Raw genomic sequence first — 20,787 nt, 5'->3', positions numbered from 1 at the left:
CAAAACTCCAATTTCTAGCTTGACCCTAAAAGTGAGACGATCGCTTCTACCTAAGTGTTGTAATGCCGGCCCCAGCAAAAGCATATTCATCAAAAAAAAATGATGATCTTCATAATTCCCTCAGATTTGTTAGATATTGTTTGTTGTAGGTTGTTCAGTTAAAGGTCGCACTTTCAGTAGCATTCCGATGCCGAAGAACAAACGGGTTGTCAGACCGGTTCTGGTGTGTGAGGGTAGTTTCGATTAACTGCCGCGACAGTACAACCAACCGAAGTAAGTTAGGAGTAGGGCTCTACAAAATAGCCCGCGCCAAGTCTGAGTAAGTTGTTCAAAGATTTGTTGGAGATTTTAAAAATGTCCGATCGCCTATGTTCTAAAGGTAACAGCCAGCTTCTGTGCTATTACGCAAATGTTACCAACCAAATTCAGATAGTTCGGATTGAGAACATTGCTAATTCTTATTTTGAAAGAGTGGTGTTTCCGGGACAGCGACTGATGTTTGAAGCTGCGGCAGAAGCAGTTTTAGAAATTCACACCTGCGGGGTGGCAAGTGCTATTTTATCCGACAAGATTCCGTGCTACGTGCTGCGGGTTATAGAAGAGGTAAGTTGCGAGTTAGATATAGTTGTTACCCCCCAAAAAAGTGCGGTATTAGCCTGCTAAGATGCAGAAAAAATCAGAGGAACTAGACTGGCGCAACAAAGATATTAGTAAAGTAGTGTTTGGGGAGATAGAAAGGGAAAATGCCGAAAAATCTTGTGAATATTACCTTGGCTTTAGTGACGGAGGAAGTAGAAATTATCTTGGGTAATTATCCCAAATACCCCTACCAAGAAGCTTTTTCGCCCTGGGGCTTGCGGCAGGATTTGATTGCTTATGTACTCAGCCGAGTTCCTAATAAATATATTGCGATCGAATCGGGTGAGTCTCTCAACCAAAAAGTACAGATTCGCTGTTCTTCAGAGCAGTTGCTGCACATAGAAAATTTAATTCATACTGGAATTCGCGACGTGCTCCACAGCTATCAGAAGATAGATTGCGGCGTTTGGGAACAATTGAAATCTCCTGAGAGAGTTGCTAGTTGGTTTGGATAGTTTGCTGTCAATCAGGGATATGCCGATGGGATCGGCACTCTCGTCGGTTGGGCGATAGAGCTAGAATTGTCTAAAGCTCGATCGCGATTCACACTTTTGGTAATCACCGCAGCCTTCGCACGGGCCATTGGGGTTGACAGCACAGCGCAGAATTTCCGATCGAGCGTTAAAGCGACAGCTAGCATCTCCAACAACCCAGATGCCGCTTACAAATGTTCTTTCCGTCGGCAATGCGACAGACTGCACGTACAGGGCGATTTTTTGCAGTTGGTAGCGGCCGAATTTGAGTTGATAGCGATGGTGCCGTTCCAAAACAGCATAGGTTTGTCCCTCTAAATCTAGATAGTTCCCCGGTTGCGGTGTCCAATCCAGCCGAATGCTGCCCAAGGATTGGCGGGGGTGAGATAGAATCACTTCTACTGGTAAAGTATTTTGTTCCATGTGGCGGCGTGCCGAGCGAGTACACGCTGATGGTATCGCATTGCGAGACTTGGGGCGGTTGGGGTACGTTTGTAGTAAGGACTTGAGTCCTCTGATTTTTTATGAGGACTCAAGTCCTCGCTACCAACCAAACCGCATTTTTGGCAATCAAAACTCCCAAAAATATGCCATTCCTTCCATGATTCCCCAAGCGCAAGCAGCAGCAGCTAAATAATGGTTTTTACCGCCGCATTCGCGATGCCATGCTAAGAGTTCGGACATTGCGTTAGCGACGATTACTCCCCGAACATCTTGTTCAAACATACTGATATCGTTGCCAGAATCGCCGCAGACTAATGTTACTTCAGATGGAATTTGCAGGCGCTTTTGTAAATAAGTCAGAGCATTACCTTTATTGCTAGTTTTCGGTAAAATATCTACATCGCGATTGCTGCTAAAAATGATTTGACCTGCGAGTCCCGATGCAGTTAACTTTTGCTGCAATGCTTCGACAATCGAGCTGTTTTCTGCTGTTGGTTCCAGACAATAACTGATTTTCCAAGGATTTTGTACTTGTGGGGATTGGGGTTTAAGCTGCTTAAACTGCTGAGCTAAAGAGGCGATCGCCATTTTATCCCAGTCTTGAGAAATATGTTGGGCCCAATCTAAATCCTGAGTTCCATCTTGATAAATTTCGCTGCCTACACCTGCGATCAAATAGTCAGGTGCTAGCAGTTGTTTTTGGGAAATTAATTGGGAAGTTGAAGCATGAGAACGCCCGGTAGCGTACACCAAACAAATTTGCGATCGCATTGATTGCAAGCGCTGGTTGAAAACTTGGGTTGCTTCGTCATCTCCGACTAGCGTGTTGTCTAAGTCTGTAACTAACAAAAACTTCATTTTGGGAATTAGTCAGTAATCAGCAGTCATCCGTCATCAGTGATTGGTAATTGGGGAGCAATCGCTTCCTAAAATAATTTTAACTATTTATAAGAATTTGTTAAACAAAATACATTTATCAGCAATCCGATCGTTTAAGATTGCCCAAATTTAATTTGCAACAAGTGGTGTGAGTATTTTGGTGAATAATTCAACCTCCGTTAAAGCTTTTTGGCTGTGTTTCTTGATTTCTGGTGCGTCGGTGCCTTTGGGGTCGATCGCAGCCATAGCTCAAGTTCAGGATAACTCAACTCCAGAAGTTGGGCTAGAGGCGAGTGCCGTCCTTGGGGCTACTGCAGATGTAGCGCTCGCTGCTGCGTCTATTGAAATACCTCAGTCAGCAGAGACTAACTCAGCAGAGACTAACTCAGCAGTCGATCGCGCTTTACCCGAAACTGATGCAGCATGGGTGAATCGCGCTTTACCCAAACAAGATATAGTAGCAGTCGATCGCGCTTTACCCAAACAAGATATAGCAACGGTCGATCGTACTTTACCCGAAACTGATGCAGCATGGGTGAATCGCGCTTTACCCAAACAAGATATAGTAGCAGTCGATCGCGCTTTACCCAAACAAGATATAGCAACGGTCGATCGCGCTTTACCCAAGCAAGATATAGCAACGGTCGATCGCGCTTTACCCGAAACTGATAAAGCAACAGAGAATCTTGCAGCAACCGCCCCACAAATAACGCAGGCAATTCGCCCACTGCCCCCACAGGAGTTAGAAATTGCCAACACTCCTGCATCTCAAAATGTTGCTGAAGCCAGCAAAATTGCCGATATCAGCAGCGATAGCAGCACCGCTGAAGACCTCAGCATACAAGAAGACGCAGCACAAGTCACCTCTGTTTCCCAACTCTCCGACGTGCGCCCGACAGACTGGGCATTTCAAGCCCTGCAATCTCTCGTAGAAAGATACGGCTGCATAGCGGGATATCCCGACGGCACATTCCGAGGAAATCGGGCAATGACTCGGTACGAATTTGCCGCCGGATTAAACGCTTGCTTGGATCAAATTACCAAACAAATTAGCGGTTCTACTGGTAATTTAGTCACCCGAGAAGATTTAGCATCTCTGCAAAGATTGCAAGAAGAATTTGCGGCAGAATTAGCTACATTGCGCGGTAGAGTAGATGCTTTAGAAGCTCGCACTTCTGAATTGGAAGCGAACCAATTTTCAACTACTACTAAACTTAACGCCTTTGCTTGGTTTAACCTGACTGGAGCTTTTGCGGGCAAGCGAGTCCGAGTTGAAGCAACAAATGCAAAAGCTGCTCCCTTAGATCGAGTACCCGGACGCGATCCAGTTACTAACAGACCGATCGTGCAGAAAGTTGACGACGATCCAGAAATCACTTTCAGCCAGTTAATTTGGTTGACCCTCACTACTTCTTTTACAGGCAAAGACCAATTGATTACACAGCTAGCTGTAGGCAACGGAAATTCACCAGCCAATCAGTATACTTCTCCTGGTTTGTTCAATACCTTTGGCACTCCTTTTCTCGACCAAACTGCTGGAGGGAATCCCAATGAAGTTATTCTGCGGGAACTTTCTTATCGGTTCCCGGTTAGCAACAGCTTGCAAGTAGTAATTGGCCCGAGAATTAATTTCTACCGCTACTTTGACAACAATAAGTTTAACTTTTTCGTGGACGGTGCGAGCAGCTTTAATTCTAACAACAGCCCTTTGTTAACTGCTACTAGACGCGGTGCAGGTGCTTTGGCTTTGTGGGATATCAGCCGCCGATTGAAACTGCGTTTGGGTTATTTGGGCGAGAGTACGGAATTTTTGCCCACTTCGGTGTTTAATTCGGCTTCCAATCCGTCCCAAGGCTTGTTTGGCGGGACGAATACGAGTACCGCCGAACTAACATTCAGTCCGAGCGATCGGGCTAATTTGCGGTTTCTGTACAGCCGTTCCAACATCCAGCAAATTGGCGGACTAATTGGATCGCCTAATGCCAAGCCGATTAATGCTTTAGCAGATGACGGTTTCGGCGGCCGTCTGGGAAATGCTACTGCGAATACTTTTAGCTTTAATTTCGATTGGTCTGTCAGCCGCCGTTTCGGTCTTTTCGGTCGCTACGGCTACGCCGAAACTAATATATTTCCCAAGACTAACCGACCGGACGGCAAGATCGAAACTCAATCTTATCAGTTGGGATTTGCACTTCCCGATTTCTTGAAAAAAGGAGCTCAGTTTACGCTGTCGTTTTTAGTACCTTTTGACGTTACTGGCGGTCGGAGGTTTCTGGTTTCGGGCGGGGGAAATGGTGGCAAGCAGTACGAAATTGAGGCAACTTATTATTTGCCTCTCACCGACCATATTTCGATTGTGCCGGCATTTTATGCGATCGCCAATCCCAATAATTTCGATAACAACCCGACAATTTTTGTGGGGAATTTGCGGACGCAGTTTAGTTTTTAACTCAATTAGGACTTAGTTCAACCTAATTGTATTTTGCAGTTGAGTCAGGTACACATTCTCTATCAATTGTCATCTGCGGTGAGAGATTTTCTTTTTTTTACCGCAGATACAGGCAGATGAACGCAGATTAACGCAGATTAATTAGATTGATTCTGGTTGACTACTGACTGCTGACTACACTGTCATCTGCGGTTAAAGATTTTCTTTTTTTTACCGCAGATACAGGCAGATGAACGCAGATTAACGCAGATTAATTAGATTGATTCTGGTTGACTACTGACTGCTGACTACTGAATTAATTGAGATGATATCCTGATTGGCGCTGTCCTGATGTCAACGAATTGGAATGTCAATAATAAATTCGGTACCTTGACCGAGTTGGGAGAGGCATTGCAATTTGCCTTTGTGTTTTTCTACGACAATTTGGTGCGAAATTGATAAACCCAAACCGGTGCCTTTACCTACGGGTTTTGTGGTATAGAAGGGGTCAAATAGACGCACAATATTATCTTCGGGAATGCCGGGGCCGTTGTCTTTGATCCGAATGCAAATGCTCTTGTTATCAATTGTTTCTGTTTTAATTATGATTTTAGGAAAGATAGAAGTTGCGGTATTTTTTGCTTGGCTGCTGCTTTCTTCCAATGCGTCCATTGCATTTGCCAATATGTTCATAAATACCTGATTTAACAGTCCGGGATGACATTCTATTTGGGGCAGTTCTCCGTATTCTTTAATCACTTCAATGCCCTGCCATTTGGCTTTGGCTTTCAGCCTGCTGTTCAACATTAACAACGTACTTTCTAAACCTTCGTGAATGTCGGCAGACTTGATTTTTGCTTCGTCTGCACGCGAGAAATTTCGGAGAGTTTGAATGATTTCTACAATGCGCTCGCATCCTGTGTGCATCGAGTTGAGCAACTTGGGCAGGTCTTTTGCGAGAAATTCTATGTCTATATCTTCGGCTTGTTGCTGAATTTTTGCTGGGGGATTTGGGTACTCTTGTCGATACACTTGGACGATTTCTAGCAAGTCGAGAACGTAGTCGCGGACGTGGCAGAGGTTGCCGGCGACAAAGCCGACTGGGTTGTTGATTTCGTGGGCAATTCCTGCTAGCACTTGTCCGAGGGAAGACATTTTTTCGGTTTGGACTAACTGCATTTGAGTTTGCTGCAAATCGTGCAAAGCTGTTTGCAGTTCTTGGGATTTTTGCCGATCGCGCGCAGCCGCCGCCGCCCGTTCTTCCTCAACTCCGATCGCCCCTGCAATAATTCCGATCAGTTTGCAGTCGGCTTGAGAAGGCGCGATCGGCTCGGTGTAGAGAACGCACACCGAACCCACGTAATTGTCGCCCAGCCGCACTGCTTGCCCCAGATAGCTTTGGATTTGGTAGCGGATGACAGCGGGATCGATTTGGGCGTAGATCGTGTTCTGCAAGTCAGGAATCGCCACAGCCTGATCGCTGCCTTTGTGGCATACGTCGGTGCAGATGTGGCCCTCGGCGCGATCGACCTCCGGGTAGTCAGGCGGCGTTTGCCAAGTTGCGATCGCGCGCAGCAGCCCGTCACCGACGTGGCTGTAGACGGCGCAGGTTCCGCCCAAAAGCTCGCCTGCTAAGGCTGTCAGGCACTGGATGTTGTCAGCCGCGTCGGTGGTGAATCCCAAAAAGCACTCGTTGATTTTGCTGAGGCGGTACTCTGCTTGCCGGCGCGCCGTCATGTCGCGGGAGTTGATCGCAATTCCGCTCACAGCGGGGTCTGCTAGCAAGCTCATGCCCACGGCTTCGAGAAAACACCAAGAACCGTCAGCGCGACGGAACCGACCTTCTAGGGCGATCGGATCGCCTGGATTTGCGAGCAGTTTTTCGCCGTAGGACATCACCGAGGGAATGTCGTCAGGGTGAATGAAATCGAGAACCATGCGACCGATTAGTTCCTCTGGTTCGTAACCCAGAACTGTTTCTACAGAAGGGCTTTGGTAAACAATGCGGCCGCCCTCGTCGAGAATAGTAATGATGTCGGAACTGTTGAGAATCAGCGATCGCCACTTAGCCTCATTTTGCAATAAAGCTGACTGGGCTTGTTTGCGATCGGTAATATCCTCCACCATTTCCAAAATAAACTGCGGCCTTCCTTGACTGCTGTCGATGACTGAAGCGCTGAGGCGTCCCCACCTGATGCTGCCGTCAGGGCGCAGGTAGCGCTTCTCGATTTGGTAAGCTTCCCGCGAGCCTGCTGCCAACTGTTGGCGCAACTGGTGGGAAGCTGCTGCGTCTTCCGGGTGGGCGCAGTCGTCGAGGCCGGCACCGCGCAGTTCGGCTTCGGAGAGCCCCAGCATCGCTTGAAATGCCGGATTAGTGGCGATCGCCATACCTTCGAGGGTAGCGACTGCCATGCCGATCGCACCGCGTTCAAAAATTGCCCGAAACCGCTGTTCGCTGTCCCGCAAAGCTGCTTCTGCTGCCACTTCCTGAGTGATGTCCCGCCCCGCGACTGCCATGCCTTTGCGGGAACCGTCGGGGTTGAACAGCGGCACTTTCCGCACTTCAAACAAATTGTTGCTGCCTGTGGGGAGGGGGACAATTTGACTGCTGGAAGTGAGAGTGCCTGCTTCCCAGGTGGTTTCGTCGGTTTCCTGCCAACTCAGCAGGATTTCTCTGACTCTCCCAGTGGCGGCGGCTGCGAGTTCGGCATTAGTTTTGCCCTGGTAGTCTGCCGTTTCCCAGCCCAAGAGTTTGAGGGCGCAGTCGTTGGCAATCAGCCAGCGCCCCTCGCTGTCTGTGAGGTGGATCGCGTCGGGTACCGCATCGATCGCGGTTTTCAGCCAGTATTCTCGATCGCGCAGGGCTGCTTCGGCTGTTTTGCGATCGGCGATTTCGGCGACTGTTCCTTCGTAGTAAAAAAGTTCGCCCTCCGGGCTGCGGACTTCGCGCACGTTTTCCGAGATCCAGGTTGTGCTGCCGTCTTTGCGATATATGTAAGATTCAAACTCTTTGAGGGAACCGTTTTTACTGATTTCGGCGATAAATTCAGCGCGGCGGGCGCGATCGGCGTAAAGGTTTTTTGCCGAACATTTTGCGATCAGTTCTGACGGGGAATCGTAGCCGTACATTCGGGCGAGTGCGGGGTTGGCGCTGAGGTAGCGCCCGTCTGGGGCAGTTTGAAATATGCCTTCGGTGGCGTTTTCAAAGATGCTGCGGTATTTTTCCTCAGCTTGTTGCAGCGCTTCTTCTGCTTGCTTGCGATCGGTGATATCAGATTGAACGCCAATGAAGTGGGTGACGCTGCCGCTGCTGTCGCGCACCGGCGAGATGGCTAGTTCGTTCCAGAAAGGGGTGCCGTCTTTGCGGTAGTTTTTCAGAACTACTTTGCAGTCGTGTTGTTCTTTCAGGGCTGTGCGGATTTGAGCGACGGCAGCAGGATCGGTATCCGGGCCTTGCAGGAAGCGACAGTTGTGCCCGATGATTTCGCTGCTAGAGTAGCCTGTAATCCGCTCGAAAGCCTGGTTGCAGTAGACTATTGGTTTGTCTGGCCCCGTAGCGTCCGCGATCGCGATGCCGTTGCTAGTAGCTCCCAGGGCGCGATCGTACAGCCTCCATACTTCTTCTATTAAATTCGGTGCATTGCCACCAGTGCGAGTCGGCGATAGCGTTTCAGAATGAATACTTATATTATCGATTTGCATGAATTTTTATAGATTGAGTTTATTGTCAATCCCGACTAACTTCACCCTAAAGCTTAACAGAATTGCCTTGTTTTCCGCAGGCAGCACTTAGAATGGAGCGTGCATAATTTTTGCAGTAAATTGCACCTAGCAAAAATCTGGTATCCATCATTTTTCCGCTAGCATCTCCGGCTGTGGAAGTGGAAAAAGCATTCTTTTTTACAGTTTTTTTTCACTGTGCGATCGCCTTAACATCGCTACCAATGCCAAACTCAGATGCACCCGTTGTTCTTTCCTTCTGCCTTCTGCCTTGTGCTTTGTGCCTTCAAACGACTTCTATCTGTCAATTTATAATAGTTGTTCCTGGGATATCTCTATCTTTGGTATGGTTTACTTCCCAGGACTCGCACCGCTTGCTGGTTGGTGCCGCTAATCTTGTTGGTACTACACAAAAAAATGTCTACTTCTCTTTAAATGTTTGTAATTCAGAACTTACGATATGCAACCTGGCTTTTCTCAAATAAATCTATTTTTTAGTTAAAACAACTAGGTTTAAATCCAGTTTGTATCCTCACCTGCGGTAAGTTTTGTAATTAATTAGTTGATGAATCAATAACTTTATTTTTTTTGACAAACAAAGCGGCTAAAGATTAGTTTTGAACCATCGCAGCAAGTTCCGAAATATTGTCGATCGCAAAAGTCGGCTCTAGGGCGAGACACTCAGCGCGATCGCCATATCCGTAAGCCGCCCAACAAACATCTATCCCAGCATTTTTCGCAAACAGCAAATCAACCGCCGTATCGCCAACCATTAAAACTTGACTGTTATCCAACTCAGGGAACAGCGGTTTAATGATCGAGTTAAAAACACTCGGATTTGGTTTCTGAATAATTTGTCCGTCATCACCTAAAATCAAATCAAAAAAACTATGAATTCTCAACTTTTTCATAAATAAATTTACAAAACTAACGTGTTTATTGCTCAAAACTCCCAAGCTCAATCCCGACTTGCTCGCCAACCGCAATACTTGCTTTGTCCCGGGAAATAAATCGAGCTGCTTTTCACCTTCTGTCCGATAAAAAGAGCGGTAAGTTTCAATCCATTCGGGAATTGCGCTCTCCTCGATCCCCGGATGCAGCATTTTAAAAGTATTTGGTAAATTAATGCCGATCGTCGCTCGAATTGTATCAGCATCAGGCGCGGCAATATTGAAACTTTCAAAAGTTTTCGTAAAGCAATATATAATAGCTTTGTGTGTAACTGCCAAAGTACCGTCGAAGTCGAAAATGATTAACTTGTACTGACTCATATTCAAAATTCCCTACCTAGCTACATGAGGCTGAAAACGATGATACAATAAAATTGTCAATTTCTAAATAAGAATAAGCTAAGTATATTATCACTCAATTAAATAATGTGTGCTGGCAATTACATTTTTGGCAACTGCCAATTACCAAGCCTGCCGAATTCAAGTGACTGCCGATAATCTTTCAACATTCAAGAGATCAAGATGAATGTCACCGAAAAATCAGAATTTCTAGCAACAGACTTTCCAGACCACACTCAATTACCAGACTCCGACGGTAGTTTTGTGAAAAATTTTCAAGAACACCCTCAAAGCATCCTATTAACAACATCAATTAGACCGATTTTAGACCAAGTTCATCCCGACGGACAATACTGCATCGGTCAAGATTCCGGTATTTACTGGCGAGTAGCCCAACCCCCGGAACCGCCAGAAAAAGGAGCGGAAGCACCTGATTGGTTTTACGTGCCCGATGTGCCGCCAACTGTTGACGGAAATCTGCGGCGTTCCTATGTAATGTGGCGGGAATTAATGCCGCCGTTAATTATACTAGAATTTGTTTCTGGAGATGGCAGCGAAGAAAGAGATAAGACTCCCAAAAAGGGGAAATTCTGGATTTACGAGCGGATTATTAGACCTGCTTTTTACGGAATTTATGAAGTCAAAAAAGCCAAAATAGAATGCTATCATTTGGTAGAAGATAGATTTGAGTTAATGTCAGAAAATCAGCGCGGACATTACCAAATCGAGCCAATGGGATTGGAATTAGGTATTTGGCAAGGAATTTATCAGGGGGTAGAACTGCCTTGGATGCGCTGGTGGGATGCTGAGGGGAATTTGCTGCTGGCCGCTGATGAACGGGCCGAACAAGCGGAATTGGCAGTCGAACAAGCAGAATTAGCAGCACAACAAGCGCAGTCAGAAGCAGAACAAGAACGACAAAGGCGAATAGAAGCTGAGTTGCGAATTCAAGCTTTGGAAGCGCGTTTGCGAGAGATAGAAGGCAGCTAATAGGTAGCCAGAAACCGTGGTTTTTAGCCAAAATATTCGCAAAGAATCCTCAATCTCCCAAAAACCCGGTTTCTTTGAACTTACGCAGCGGTGACGAGAAACCGGGTTTTTGCGCCCAAGTATTCGATTCAAACCTTCAATCTCGCCACAAACCCAGTTTCTTGATTCGCAGCTACCAGCCTCAAAAACAAGATCGACATCGATTCTCATCCAGAATTTGCGTATATTAATTGGTTAAGTAAAGTATTGCATCACTTTTGTGTAAGTCCTATGGCACTAATAGTTCAGAAATTTGGCGGAACATCGGTTGGTACAGTCGATCGCATTTTAGAAGTAGCCCGACGAGTTGTCAAAACAGTACAGTTGGGAAACTCCTTAGTTGTCGTCCTTTCAGCAATGGGGAAAACCACCGACGGTTTAGTGAAACTGGCTAAGGAAATTTCCGCAAATCCCAGCAAGCGGGAAATGGATATGTTGCTCTCGACAGGGGAACAAGTCTCGATCGCCCTGTTAAGCATGGCATTGCAAGAAATGGGACAGCCGGCAATTTCCCTTACAGGAGCCCAAGTCGGCATCGTCACCGAAGCAGCCCACACCCGCGCCCGGATTTTGCGGATCGACCCGAACAGGCTCCAAACCCAGTTAAATAGCGGTAAAGTCGTCGTCGTCGCGGGTTTCCAAGGCATCGCCAACGCCGGAGAATTGGAAATTACCACCTTGGGGCGGGGCGGTTCCGACACCACAGCAGTCGCCCTCGCCGCAGCGCTGCGGGCCGATAGATGCGAAATTTATACCGACGTGCCCGGGATTCTGACTACAGATCCGCGCTTGGTTGCACAGGCGCAACTGATGGACGAAATCACCTGCGACGAAATGCTGGAATTGGCGAGTTTGGGTGCAAAAGTCTTGCACCCGCGCGCGGTAGAAATTGCCAAGAATTACGGCGTGCCGCTGGTGGTGCTTTCTAGCTGGAGTGACGCGCCCGGTACGCGGGTAGTTTCCCCCCCTCCATCCGCCCGACCTTTGGAGGGCTTGGAGCTCGCGAAAGCGGTGGATGCGGTGGAATTTGACTTGGATCAGGCGGGGGTGTCGCTGTTGCGTTTACCCGATCGCCCGGGAGTAGCAGCCAGGTTGTTTGGGGCGATCGCGCAGCAAAACCTCGATGTAGACTTAATTATCCAGTCAATTCACGAAGGAAATACTAACGATATCGCCTTTACGGTGAGGCGAAATTCGCTGAATCAAGCTGTGGCGGTTGCAGATGCAATTGTCCCCGCCTTGGGTAAGAATTCTCGCCCAGAATTGGGGGAACCAGAAGTGAAAGCAGAGGAAAGACCCATAGCCAAAGTTAGCATTGCGGGTGCGGGAATGATCGGGCGGCCGAGGGTAGCTGCGGAGATGTTTAAGACATTGGCGGATGCGGGGATTAATATTCAGATGATTTCCACATCCGAGGTGAAAGTTAGTTGTACGATCGATGCTACGGATTGCGATCGGGCAGTTGCCGAACTTTGCAAAGCATTTGACGTAGCAAACTCCCCTGTAGGGCTGCGTTTATCATCCCAAAAACCGCCTGCTGTGCGCGCTGTGGCGTTGGATCTCAATCAAGCGCGTCTGGCAATTCGCCAATTGCCCGATCGACCCGGAGTAGCCGCAAAACTGTTCGGATTGTTAGCCGAAGAAAATATTAGCGTAGACACGATCATTCAATCGCAGCGCTGCCACAATATCGACGGCATATTGACTCGCGACATTGCATTTACCGTAGCACAAATTGACGCAGAAGCAGCGAAAGAAGTCCTAGAAAAATCAGCAGTAGAATTCGGCTGGGGCGAAGTTTCCGTCGATACAGAAATCGCCAAAGTTAGCGTTGTCGGTTCCGGGATGGTAGCGCATCCGGGAGTTGCGGCAAAGATGTTTGAAGCGCTTTCCCAGCACCAAATCAACATTCAAATGATTGCTACTTCCGAGATTAAAATTAGCTGCGTTGTGGATGAGGCACAGGGTGTCACAGCTTTGAAAGCAATTCACGCAGCCTTTGAGCTTGCGGGGAGTGAAAGAATTCAAGTTCCCGCCTGATAAAGTCACCAAGGAGGACACGGCAATGCCGTGTCCCTACCTCGATTAATTGTAGGGAAACAGCATCTTGAGTGTCCTGATAGTTCGACACTATCGATAGTTATTGCATAGGATTAGGGTGTGTTAGCATAAAATTAGCGATCGGCTAAAAGGAATTTAATTTTATGACATTAGCCAACGAACAGATTACTGATAGCGGTAGCAACTACAGCCGCTCAGGATTGAGTATCACTCTCAAACGTCTTGGAGAACTTTATGAAGGCGAAGATGATGAGGATGAATATGGCATTTTAAAACCCAGCGATTTTGCTTTCAAAACAGCACTTAATTTAGTGGTAGAAGCACATTCTGTTATGGGAAGCAGTTTCCCAAAAGCGTCAGCTTGTACCGATCATCAAGGTGGTGTTAGCCTGACTTGGACAAGTGTAGATCCAGCTTGTAAAGTCCGCTTGTTTTGTCCGTTTATTGACGATGACGAGCAACCGGTTCGTATTTATCATCGCAAAGATCATGAACACGGTTCAGAGAAGGTAATTTCAGCAGCAATATTAGTCGATCGGCTACAGTGGTTTAATCAAGCATGAACGAACAAGATTTTAGCGATCGGGCAGAGTTTGAACCACTCTCTAATAGGGCTATTGTCTACCGGGCATTACTTCGTAAACCGTGGATAAATGAGGATACGGGGCTGGTTGAATCTGAAGCTTACTACTTGCGAAAAAATAAAAACGAACAGGGTATTTCTGTAAACATTGCTAGTGTTTGTTCTCCGGAAGAATGTGCTGCAAGATTCAGAACTTGTTATGGAGTTGCTCGCCTTGAGGTAGGTAGCGTTCGCGAGTTAGGTTTAGATGTAATTCCTGACTCTATATCTCATGCTGATATCATAGGCCTACCTTACGCTGAAGATGACCCTGAGATGGCTGATTTGCTGGCTGATTTGTTAGCACAGCAATCTCAAATTATATGGAAACCTTCCCAAGTATAGTGCAGCAAGTTGTTTAATAATTTCATAGCATTAGGGTGTGTTAGCATAAAACTAGCGATCGCCCAAAAGGGATTTAATCTTATGACTGTAGCTAACGAAAAAATTACTGATAGCAGTAGCAATAGCGGTTTATCGAATTTCCGCATCACTATCGAACGTCTGATCGAGCTTTTAGATTTAGAAGAAGAGGATGAGTACGGAATTTTGAGACCGACCGAGTATGCTTTCAGGACAGCGATGAAATTGGTGGTTGAAGCCTACGATCGCATGGGAAACAGTTTTCCAAAAGCCTCAAAGATAAGTCCAAATAAGAAAGGTAGTATTTGGCTTGCTTGGGAAAATACAAATGCCGATCGCGCAGTACGCTTGAGCTGCCCGATTAATGCCGATCAGACATCTTACATTTATCATGTGAGTGCGGAATATCGCTCAAAACATATTACTTCAGCGGTAATATTAGTCGATCGGCTAAACTGGTTTAATGAAGCATGAACGATAAATGTTCTCGTAGTGCATCAGATGGCAATTCCTTCATTTCATCATACAATAAGTTTTGACTTAATATTTCTTTCGCGATCGCCTCCACCACGGGCACGCAAACAGAATTCCCAATTTGCTTGTAACTCTCCCCCGCACTCGGATAACTCTTAAAATCTTCAGGAAAACCCATGAGACGGTAACATTCTTTCAGCGTCAACTTTCTCACCAAATCTCGATCGAGAAAATAGACAAAAAACCGGCCCGATGTTTCTTGCGAAGGAATTGTCGGATGCACGCCATCCACCGAATAAATGCGATTCGGCTGTCTGTGAACCCTCGACAAATGTTCTGTATTCGGCCTCACGCCAGTTTTCCAAGTACCTTTATTCCTATAGCCTACAAACACAAGTCCCGAATCTTGCTTTCTCGGATACTCAATTAAAGTATACTCTGATTTATCCAATATTTCAAAATCTCCTGTCTCGTCTAGAAAATCCCTGAGTTTTGGCGGAAACTTGGTTTTGAGACGAGAAAAATTGAATTCTTTACCTTTAGTTGCAATAATGAATATTCTTTCGCGGTGTTGGGGAATGCCGAAGTCTTTAGCATTTAGCATTTTGCAATTTACGCTGTATCCCAAATCTTCAAGACTGGCAATAATTACTTTTAAGGTATTTCCCTTGTCGTGATGGATTAAGTGCTTGACATTTTCCAGCACAACTACTTGAGGTTGCTTTACTTTGATAATTTTACAAATCTCGAAAAACAGCGTACCTCTAGTATCTTCAAAACCGAGCTTTTTGCCGCAGATACTAAAAGGTTGGCACGGAAACCCGGCGACTAAAACATCAAAGTCTGCTACATCGGCGGGATTGATATTACTGATGTCAGCAAAAGGTACTTCGCCGAAATTGTCTGTGTAAACTTCTCGGCATTTGCTGTTAATTTCGCAGGAAAAAACGCATTCAAAACCCACTTTTTCAAACCCTTGTCTAAAACCTCCTATCCCCGAAAATAAATCTATAAATTTCATCTATAATTTAATACTAAATCTTACTCAAGCCAATTATAACATATTTTGTTTCTCTCTCTTCTTCCACTCTGCGCTCTCTGCGCTCTCTGTGGTTCAAAATACTAATTTAAACCAAAACCCCGCGCCAGACAGGGCAAGGCTTAAGTCCCTACAGATATCGTGTAGAATGTCGATCGCCCAAAAACTCCCAAACTTGTCCCGCAGCCGACTAAACTAGAAATAGCAGGAAAAATTACAGCCATTATCTACTTCCTTTCACCAACCATGAGTCAAACCTTGGAAAACCTCACCGCCATCGATGACAACCTATCCAAACGCCACATCGACCTCGATCCAGGCGGCTACTTCATCATCTACCTCGATCGCACAACCAGCCTAATTTGTGCGAAACATTTCACCAACATCATCGACGATAGAGGTCTCGCAGTCGATCCCGAAACCGGCAAACCCATCCCCGCCCGCGGCAAGGTAGAACGCACTCAGTCTACACTTTTTACCGCCAGAACCGCCAAAGAACTTTGCGTCAAAATCCTAGAAGAAACCCGCCCCAGCCCGGTGACAATGTTAGATCACGCGGCTTATCTGGGACGGGAATTTGTACGGGCAGAAATTGCTTTGTTGAGCGATCGAGAATACGTTCAAGATTAATCCAGCCGCGCCATGAATTGCTTGACAAAACGGCAACTTAAGCTGTTGCATATTTAAATTGGATATTCCAGACTGTGCTTGAAGCATCATCCCACAAGAGTTTGATTTGTTCTTGAAATACAATTTAAATACAGAACAACTTATGGCATCTGGCAGCAACCGATCACGAAAAACCTTGATACCAGAAATAAGTCACCATCGGAATCACTGTCGCCAACACCAACAGCACAACCACAACAACTGTGGCATTACCTTGGTCTGTTTCTTCAGCTTTTTTAAACGTGCCTTCAACTTGAATGTTATCAACAACTTCAGGCGCGCCCGGATCTGGTTCACCGGACAAAACAGCAGCAATGCGCGAACTCGCCTCCGTCAATGCCTCGTTGTATTTGTTAGCTTCCCGCAGCGGCACTTGCAAGGTCTCCCCAGCTACACTCTGGGCAATTTCATCGGTTAGCAGGGACTTCACCCCTTCGCCGATGCGAATTGCGGCGCTGTTGGTAACAGTGTCGAGAACCAGTAAAATTTGATTGGTCTGGTCTTCTTTTGTGGGAAACCACTGTTCAAACAGTTGGTTAGTAAAAGTGGCAGTTGTTTCGCCGTAGTCTAAGCGGTGGATGGTGACAAACCTGACTTCTTTGCCTGTTTCTTTTTCTAGGTTGTCGAGTTGGCTGGTGATATTGCTTTCGCTGCTGCGGCTGAGTACGTCGCCTTTGTCGAACACCCAAATTCGATCGCCCGCCGACAGCAGCGGCATTTCGTAAACGCCAGTCGCCAATGCCGGCAATACCGCTATCTGGGAGGCGATCAGGGCAATCGCGATCGCCGCCGCCACTGGTTGGAGATATTTTCTCCATTTAAATAATTGCTTGAGGAGTCTAGTCAACCGTAAAACTGACTTTTTTCCAAAAATACTATAGAAACCAGCGTAAAATGCAATTTATGCAAAGCAATATTTAAATTTAGGTCGCCCTGCTAACGCCCCGCCCGATGATTTTAGGATTTTAACTATGCAGCCAGCAGACAGTTATAAAGGTTGGATTATGCAATCGCAGAAAGTCTTCTACGTCGAAGTTTGGGATAGCCGGGGCAACCGCCACGTCGCCGTCCAAAATGCCAAGACTGAGGAGGAAGCTTTGGAATTAGCCAAAAAGTGGATTGACAAGTATGAGTCAAAACCCGGAAGAATGCCGATCGATGTACCGTATCCTTTCGGAGACACGATCGATATGCCATTTTGAAGTCAGTTGGCAGTTGGCAGTTGGCAGTTGGCAGTTGGCAGTTGGCAATAGTCAGTAGTCAGTAGTCATTAGTTATTGGTTATTGGTTATTGGTTATTGGTTATTGGTTACTTGCTACGAATTCCCAATTTCCACTTCTCAATTTCCAATAACAACTAACAACTAACAACTAACAAACAACAACTAACAGTCAAGAGTCAACAGTTAATAATTTCCAAAAGCTAGCCTTTTACTAAGAAACTCCTCGCAATTTTTGCGTATTTTCTACCAAACTTTTAGCAAATTCGTCGAACCTTTCAGACAGTTTTTCATCCAACAATTTACCGTCAGGACTAAAAGCTTTCCAAGCTTGTCCGATCGCAATTTGTTCGGGAATTACCCAAGCGTGCACCCATCTCAAAATAGTTCGCAAATCGTTAAGCGCGTTGCTGTTGACTTGCCCTCCCAAAACGCTAATCGAACCCGCAACTTTCCCATCTAAATGCTCGAAAGTGAGTAAATCCAGAGCATTCTTGAGAGCACCGCTGACGCTGCCGTGATACTCCGGCGTTGCCAAAATCAAACCGTCTGCTTGCTTCACCGCATTCCGCAGCTTTTCCACATCCGGGTAATCGGGATAATCATTCTCGCCGTCGCAGAAGGGCAGAGCGCTCGATCGCAAATCGAATATTTCAACCTCTGCGCCCAAGGCCTGCGCCCGACTTGCTGCCACCTTCAACGCTAACTGGCTGTAAGAGCCAGCCCGCAAACTTCCACCAATGCCGACAATCTTCACCATAAAACTTAAAAACCACCCTAAAGCGTACTCATTACGACTATGATTAATCTAGCAAGTTCGATCGGCAACTGTCAATCGATTTGAGATTTACCCGGGCCGAAAAACCTGGTTTTTACCACATACTTGGTTAAAGCTACGAAATTCGGTAAAAAACCCGGTTTCTCAGTCGCAGTCGGCAAATTCAGCCTACAGGGTGGAAAAACCAGGTTTTTACAATACTTGGTTACAGCCACGAAATTCGGTAAAAAACCCGATTTCTCAGTCGCAGCGGGTTTTTTACGGACTATCTCGAGTGGCCTGTTGAGATCCCAGCCAGAGATCAACCCATCCAACACCCGGCATCTTGTTAAAATAAACGAACGTAGCAAACCACAAGCAGTCAATCTTGGCAGTCTTCAACCTCGGGCAAAAAAGCAATATGAAAAATTCTTGGAAACACGCATGGCTGGGGCCTCTAGCTGTAAACAAAGACAAATCGAGCCAGCAGAATCCTAAAAAATCAATGCCCGCACGGAATCTTTGGCGAATCCTGGGCAGTTTGGTGATTTCTCAAGGAATATTGCTCTCGACCCCGGTTTTTGCCGACAGCGCACCAAACAACACCATGAGTTACAGCAAACTCATCGAAAACATAGACAAAGGGCAAGTCAGTAAAATCGAAATAGACGAAACTCAAAGAAGTGCCAAAGTTAAGCTAAAAGATCAAAAAACCGATCGAACCCAAACTGTTACCCTGTTCGATTACAACAACCGAGAACTTTACTCGCAAATCCGCGCCAAAAAGATTGACTTTGAAGTCAAACAAACAGCCGACAATGCCGCGGCAGTCAGTTTAGTAGTAAACTTGCTAGTGATTTTTGCAGTGTTGGCAGTGTTGATGGCTATCCTGCGCCGATCGACCCAATCGCAAGGAAATGCCATGAACTTCGGCAAATCCCGAGCCCGTTTCCAAATGGAAGCCAAAACCGGCGTGATGTTCGACGACGTAGCAGGGATAGAAGAAGCCAAAGAAGAACTGCAAGAAGTCGTAACCTTCCTCAAAAAACCCGAACGCTTTAACGCTATCGGTGCCAAAATTCCCAGAGGAGTTTTGTTGATCGGGCCTCCGGGAACCGGTAAAACAATGTTGGCAAAAGCCATCGCAGGCGAAGCAGCCGTCCCATTCTTCAGCATCTCCGGTTCGGAATTTGTCGAAATGTTCGTCGGAGTCGGCGCTTCCCGCGTCCGCGACTTGTTCAAAAAAGCTAAAGAAAATGCCCCCTGCATCGTCTTTATCGATGAAATAGACGCGGTAGGAAGGCAGCGCGGCGCCGGTATCGGCGGTGGAAATGACGAACGCGAACAAACTCTCAACCAGTTGCTGACAGAAATGGACGGCTTTGAGGGTAACAGCGGGGTGATTGTGATTGCAGCTACTAACCGCCCTGACGTGCTCGATACTGCCCTGCTGCGGCCCGGCAGGTTCGATCGACAAGTAACGGTAGATTTACCCAGCTACAAAGGACGTTTGGGAATTTTGCAAGTTCACGCGCGCAACAAAAAACTCGACGCAGAAGTTGCTCTAGACACGATCGCCCGCCGCACCCCCGGCTTTTCCGGCGCTGACTTGGCAAACTTGCTCAACGAAGCGGCAATTCTCACCGCCCGACGGCGCAAAGACACGATTGGTAACTTAGAAGTTAACGATGCGATCGACCGGATCACGATCGGGCTGACGCTCAACCCGCTGCTCGACAGCAAGAAAAAGTGGCTCATAGCATACCACGAAATCGGACACGCCCTAGTCGCGACCATGCTCAAAAATGCCGATCCGCTGGAAAAAGTAACGATTATTCCCCGTTCGGGCGGCATCGGAGGCTTTGCTAACTTTGTGTACGACGACGAAATGATCGACAGCGAAGGTTTGACAAGTCGGGCTTGGCTGTTAAGCCGGATTACAGTAGCTTTGGGGGGACGGGCTGCGGAGGCTGAAATTTACGGCGATGCCGAAGTAACCAAGGGTGCCAGCAGCGATATCAGACAAGTCAGCAGTCTCGCTAGGGAGATGGTAACGCTTTACGGGATGTCGGATTTGGGGCCTGTGGCTTTGGAAAGTCCGAACAATGAGGTGTTTTTGGGTCAAAGCTGGAATTCGCGAGCCGAGTATTCTGAAGAAATGGCAATCAAGATCGATCGGCAAGTCCGGGAGATTGCCTTTCACTGCTACGAAGAAGCTCGCCGGATTATCCGCGAAAACCGCGCTTTGGTAGACAAACTTGTGGAAGTGCTGTTGGATGAAGAAACGATCGACGGAGACCAATTCCGCAAAATTGTCGCTCGATACACCGAGTTGACCAAAAAAGAGTTAGCTCCAACGTAAATAGTCAGTTGACAGTTGTTAGTTGGCAGTTGGCAAATGGCAGTAGGTAAAGAGTCATTAGTCATTGGTCATTAGTCAGCAGTTAATGTAAAGAGTCATTAGTCATCAGTCATTGGTGATTAGTGATTAGTCATTAGTTAACGAAGTAGGAATTATGCACAGACTCTACTTTTAGGGTTCGCCTGAAGCAGCTTACTGCTTTGACAAATAAGGACAAGAACTTGCATTCCTTACTGCTAACAAAAAAAAAGACTGCTAACTAATCACTAATGACTGATGACTAATGACCAATGACTCTTTATCTTAACTAATGACTACT

At 46.6% G+C, this 20,787-nt stretch carries 18 protein-coding genes; 11 read left to right on the top strand and 7 right to left on the bottom strand.

Annotated features, from left to right (window positions below; translation table 11 throughout):
* The first annotated feature begins 354 nt into the window (after positions 1-354).
* Together IQ270_RS06730 and IQ270_RS06725 are read left to right on the top strand one after the other, a co-directional pair.
* Positions 355-663, top strand: coding sequence for a DUF1830 domain-containing protein (locus IQ270_RS06730; protein WP_193972473.1), 309 nt, complete (start codon positions 355-357; stop codon positions 661-663).
* An 80-nt stretch (positions 664-743) separates the two neighbouring features.
* Positions 744-1,094 (top strand): late competence development ComFB family protein, encoded by a 351-nt coding sequence (locus tag IQ270_RS06725; protein ID WP_193972472.1) that lies wholly within the window; start codon positions 744-746, stop codon positions 1,092-1,094.
* Between the two features lie 60 nt (positions 1,095-1,154).
* Here the strand turns inward: IQ270_RS06725 and IQ270_RS06720 are convergent, their stop codons facing one another.
* Positions 1,155-1,535, bottom strand: a complete 381-nt coding sequence (locus IQ270_RS06720; protein WP_193972471.1) for a DUF6464 family protein — start codon at positions 1,533-1,535, stop codon at positions 1,155-1,157.
* 147 nt (positions 1,536-1,682) lie between these two features.
* Positions 1,683-2,414, bottom strand: coding sequence for a sucrose-phosphate phosphatase (locus IQ270_RS06715; RefSeq protein WP_193972470.1), 732 nt, complete (start codon positions 2,412-2,414; stop codon positions 1,683-1,685).
* 181 nt (positions 2,415-2,595) lie between these two features.
* Between IQ270_RS06715 and IQ270_RS06710 the strand changes: the two genes are divergently transcribed.
* Positions 2,596-4,884: an iron uptake porin gene (locus IQ270_RS06710; protein WP_339384359.1), complete on the top strand. Its 2,289-nt coding sequence runs from the start codon at positions 2,596-2,598 to the stop codon at positions 4,882-4,884.
* 333 nt (positions 4,885-5,217) lie between these two features.
* On the opposite strand, the gene IQ270_RS06705 is transcribed toward IQ270_RS06710, so the two are convergent.
* Together IQ270_RS06705 and IQ270_RS06700 are read right to left on the bottom strand one after the other, a co-directional pair.
* On the bottom strand, positions 5,218-8,565 hold the full coding sequence (locus tag IQ270_RS06705) for a PAS domain S-box protein (RefSeq protein ID WP_193972468.1): 3,348 nt from the start codon (positions 8,563-8,565) through the stop codon (positions 5,218-5,220).
* Between the two features lie 629 nt (positions 8,566-9,194).
* Positions 9,195-9,854, bottom strand: coding sequence for an HAD family hydrolase (locus IQ270_RS06700; RefSeq protein ID WP_193972467.1), 660 nt, complete (start codon positions 9,852-9,854; stop codon positions 9,195-9,197).
* A gap of 201 nt (positions 9,855-10,055) precedes the next feature.
* Here IQ270_RS06700 and IQ270_RS06695 point away from each other — a divergent pair, with 201 nt between their 5' ends.
* From IQ270_RS06695 to IQ270_RS06675, 5 genes are all read left to right on the top strand, one after another.
* A complete protein-coding gene (locus tag IQ270_RS06695; protein ID WP_193972466.1) occupies positions 10,056-10,862 on the top strand; it encodes a Uma2 family endonuclease in 807 nt (268 codons plus the stop codon).
* Positions 10,863-11,132: 270 nt separating this feature from the next.
* Positions 11,133-12,941, top strand: coding sequence for an aspartate kinase (locus IQ270_RS06690; protein WP_193972465.1), 1,809 nt, complete (start codon positions 11,133-11,135; stop codon positions 12,939-12,941).
* A gap of 164 nt (positions 12,942-13,105) precedes the next feature.
* Positions 13,106-13,525: a hypothetical protein gene (locus IQ270_RS06685; RefSeq protein ID WP_193972464.1), complete on the top strand. Its 420-nt coding sequence runs from the start codon at positions 13,106-13,108 to the stop codon at positions 13,523-13,525.
* Complete coding sequence (locus IQ270_RS06680) at positions 13,522-13,929, top strand: hypothetical protein (RefSeq protein WP_193972463.1); 408 nt, start codon at positions 13,522-13,524, stop codon at positions 13,927-13,929. Before IQ270_RS06685 ends, IQ270_RS06680 begins: the two co-directional genes overlap by 4 nt.
* Positions 13,930-14,010: 81 nt before the next feature.
* The gene (locus IQ270_RS06675) at positions 14,011-14,421 is read left to right on the top strand and encodes a hypothetical protein (protein ID WP_193972462.1); all 411 of its coding nucleotides are present in this window, start codon (positions 14,011-14,013) and stop codon (positions 14,419-14,421) included.
* Here IQ270_RS06675 and dcm read toward each other — a convergent pair.
* On the bottom strand, positions 14,408-15,442 hold the full coding sequence (gene dcm, locus IQ270_RS06670) for a DNA (cytosine-5-)-methyltransferase (RefSeq protein ID WP_193972461.1): 1,035 nt from the start codon (positions 15,440-15,442) through the stop codon (positions 14,408-14,410). The two genes, IQ270_RS06675 and dcm, sit on opposite strands and share 14 nt — an antisense overlap.
* Positions 15,443-15,706: 264 nt before the next feature.
* Between dcm and IQ270_RS06665 the strand changes: the two genes are divergently transcribed.
* Positions 15,707-16,090 (top strand): DUF4346 domain-containing protein, encoded by a 384-nt coding sequence (locus tag IQ270_RS06665; protein ID WP_193972460.1) that lies wholly within the window; start codon positions 15,707-15,709, stop codon positions 16,088-16,090.
* Between the two features lie 163 nt (positions 16,091-16,253).
* Here the strand turns inward: IQ270_RS06665 and IQ270_RS06660 are convergent, their stop codons facing one another.
* A complete protein-coding gene (locus IQ270_RS06660; RefSeq protein WP_193972459.1) occupies positions 16,254-16,976 on the bottom strand; it encodes a photosystem II repair protein Psb32 in 723 nt (240 codons plus the stop codon).
* Between the two features lie 124 nt (positions 16,977-17,100).
* Between IQ270_RS06660 and IQ270_RS06655 the strand changes: the two genes are divergently transcribed.
* Positions 17,101-17,331: a hypothetical protein gene (locus tag IQ270_RS06655; protein ID WP_193972458.1), complete on the top strand. Its 231-nt coding sequence runs from the start codon at positions 17,101-17,103 to the stop codon at positions 17,329-17,331.
* A 232-nt stretch (positions 17,332-17,563) separates the two neighbouring features.
* Here IQ270_RS06655 and IQ270_RS06650 read toward each other — a convergent pair whose 3' ends face one another.
* Positions 17,564-18,109 carry an NADPH-dependent FMN reductase gene (locus IQ270_RS06650; RefSeq protein WP_193972457.1) on the bottom strand — a complete coding sequence of 182 codons (546 nt, stop codon included), beginning with the start codon at positions 18,107-18,109 and terminating at the stop codon, positions 17,564-17,566.
* A gap of 418 nt (positions 18,110-18,527) precedes the next feature.
* Between IQ270_RS06650 and ftsH the strand changes: the two genes are divergently transcribed.
* Positions 18,528-20,468, top strand: coding sequence for an ATP-dependent zinc metalloprotease FtsH (gene ftsH, locus IQ270_RS06645; RefSeq protein ID WP_193972456.1), 1,941 nt, complete (start codon positions 18,528-18,530; stop codon positions 20,466-20,468).
* Positions 20,469-20,787: the final 319 nt, after the last annotated feature.

The sequence above is a fragment of the Microcoleus sp. LEGE 07076 genome (genome assembly GCF_015207455.1).
GTDB lineage: Bacteria > Cyanobacteriota > Cyanobacteriia > Cyanobacteriales > Microcoleaceae > Microcoleus.
Note: the sequence above shows the minus strand (reverse complement) of the source record. Positions and strands in the feature narration are given on the sequence as shown.

Coding starts and splice junctions, on each gene's coding strand:
- IQ270_RS06690 (WP_193972465.1), top strand. CDS start 11,133: ATGGCACTAATAGTTCAGAAATTTGGCGGAACATCGGTTGGTACAGTC.
- dcm (WP_193972461.1), bottom strand. CDS start 15,442: ATGAAATTTATAGATTTATTTTCGGGGATAGGAGGTTTTAGACAAGGG.
- IQ270_RS06655 (WP_193972458.1), top strand. CDS start 17,101: ATGCAGCCAGCAGACAGTTATAAAGGTTGGATTATGCAATCGCAGAAA.
- IQ270_RS06685 (WP_193972464.1), top strand. CDS start 13,106: ATGACATTAGCCAACGAACAGATTACTGATAGCGGTAGCAACTACAGC.
- ftsH (WP_193972456.1), top strand. CDS start 18,528: ATGAAAAATTCTTGGAAACACGCATGGCTGGGGCCTCTAGCTGTAAAC.
- IQ270_RS06665 (WP_193972460.1), top strand. CDS start 15,707: ATGAGTCAAACCTTGGAAAACCTCACCGCCATCGATGACAACCTATCC.
- IQ270_RS06725 (WP_193972472.1), top strand. CDS start 744: ATGCCGAAAAATCTTGTGAATATTACCTTGGCTTTAGTGACGGAGGAA.
- IQ270_RS06720 (WP_193972471.1), bottom strand. CDS start 1,535: ATGGAACAAAATACTTTACCAGTAGAAGTGATTCTATCTCACCCCCGC.
- IQ270_RS06675 (WP_193972462.1), top strand. CDS start 14,011: ATGACTGTAGCTAACGAAAAAATTACTGATAGCAGTAGCAATAGCGGT.
- IQ270_RS06705 (WP_193972468.1), bottom strand. CDS start 8,565: ATGCAAATCGATAATATAAGTATTCATTCTGAAACGCTATCGCCGACT.
- IQ270_RS06715 (WP_193972470.1), bottom strand. CDS start 2,414: ATGAAGTTTTTGTTAGTTACAGACTTAGACAACACGCTAGTCGGAGAT.
- IQ270_RS06680 (WP_193972463.1), top strand. CDS start 13,522: ATGAACGAACAAGATTTTAGCGATCGGGCAGAGTTTGAACCACTCTCT.
- IQ270_RS06695 (WP_193972466.1), top strand. CDS start 10,056: ATGAATGTCACCGAAAAATCAGAATTTCTAGCAACAGACTTTCCAGAC.
- IQ270_RS06730 (WP_193972473.1), top strand. CDS start 355: ATGTCCGATCGCCTATGTTCTAAAGGTAACAGCCAGCTTCTGTGCTAT.
- IQ270_RS06650 (WP_193972457.1), bottom strand. CDS start 18,109: ATGGTGAAGATTGTCGGCATTGGTGGAAGTTTGCGGGCTGGCTCTTAC.
- IQ270_RS06700 (WP_193972467.1), bottom strand. CDS start 9,854: ATGAGTCAGTACAAGTTAATCATTTTCGACTTCGACGGTACTTTGGCA.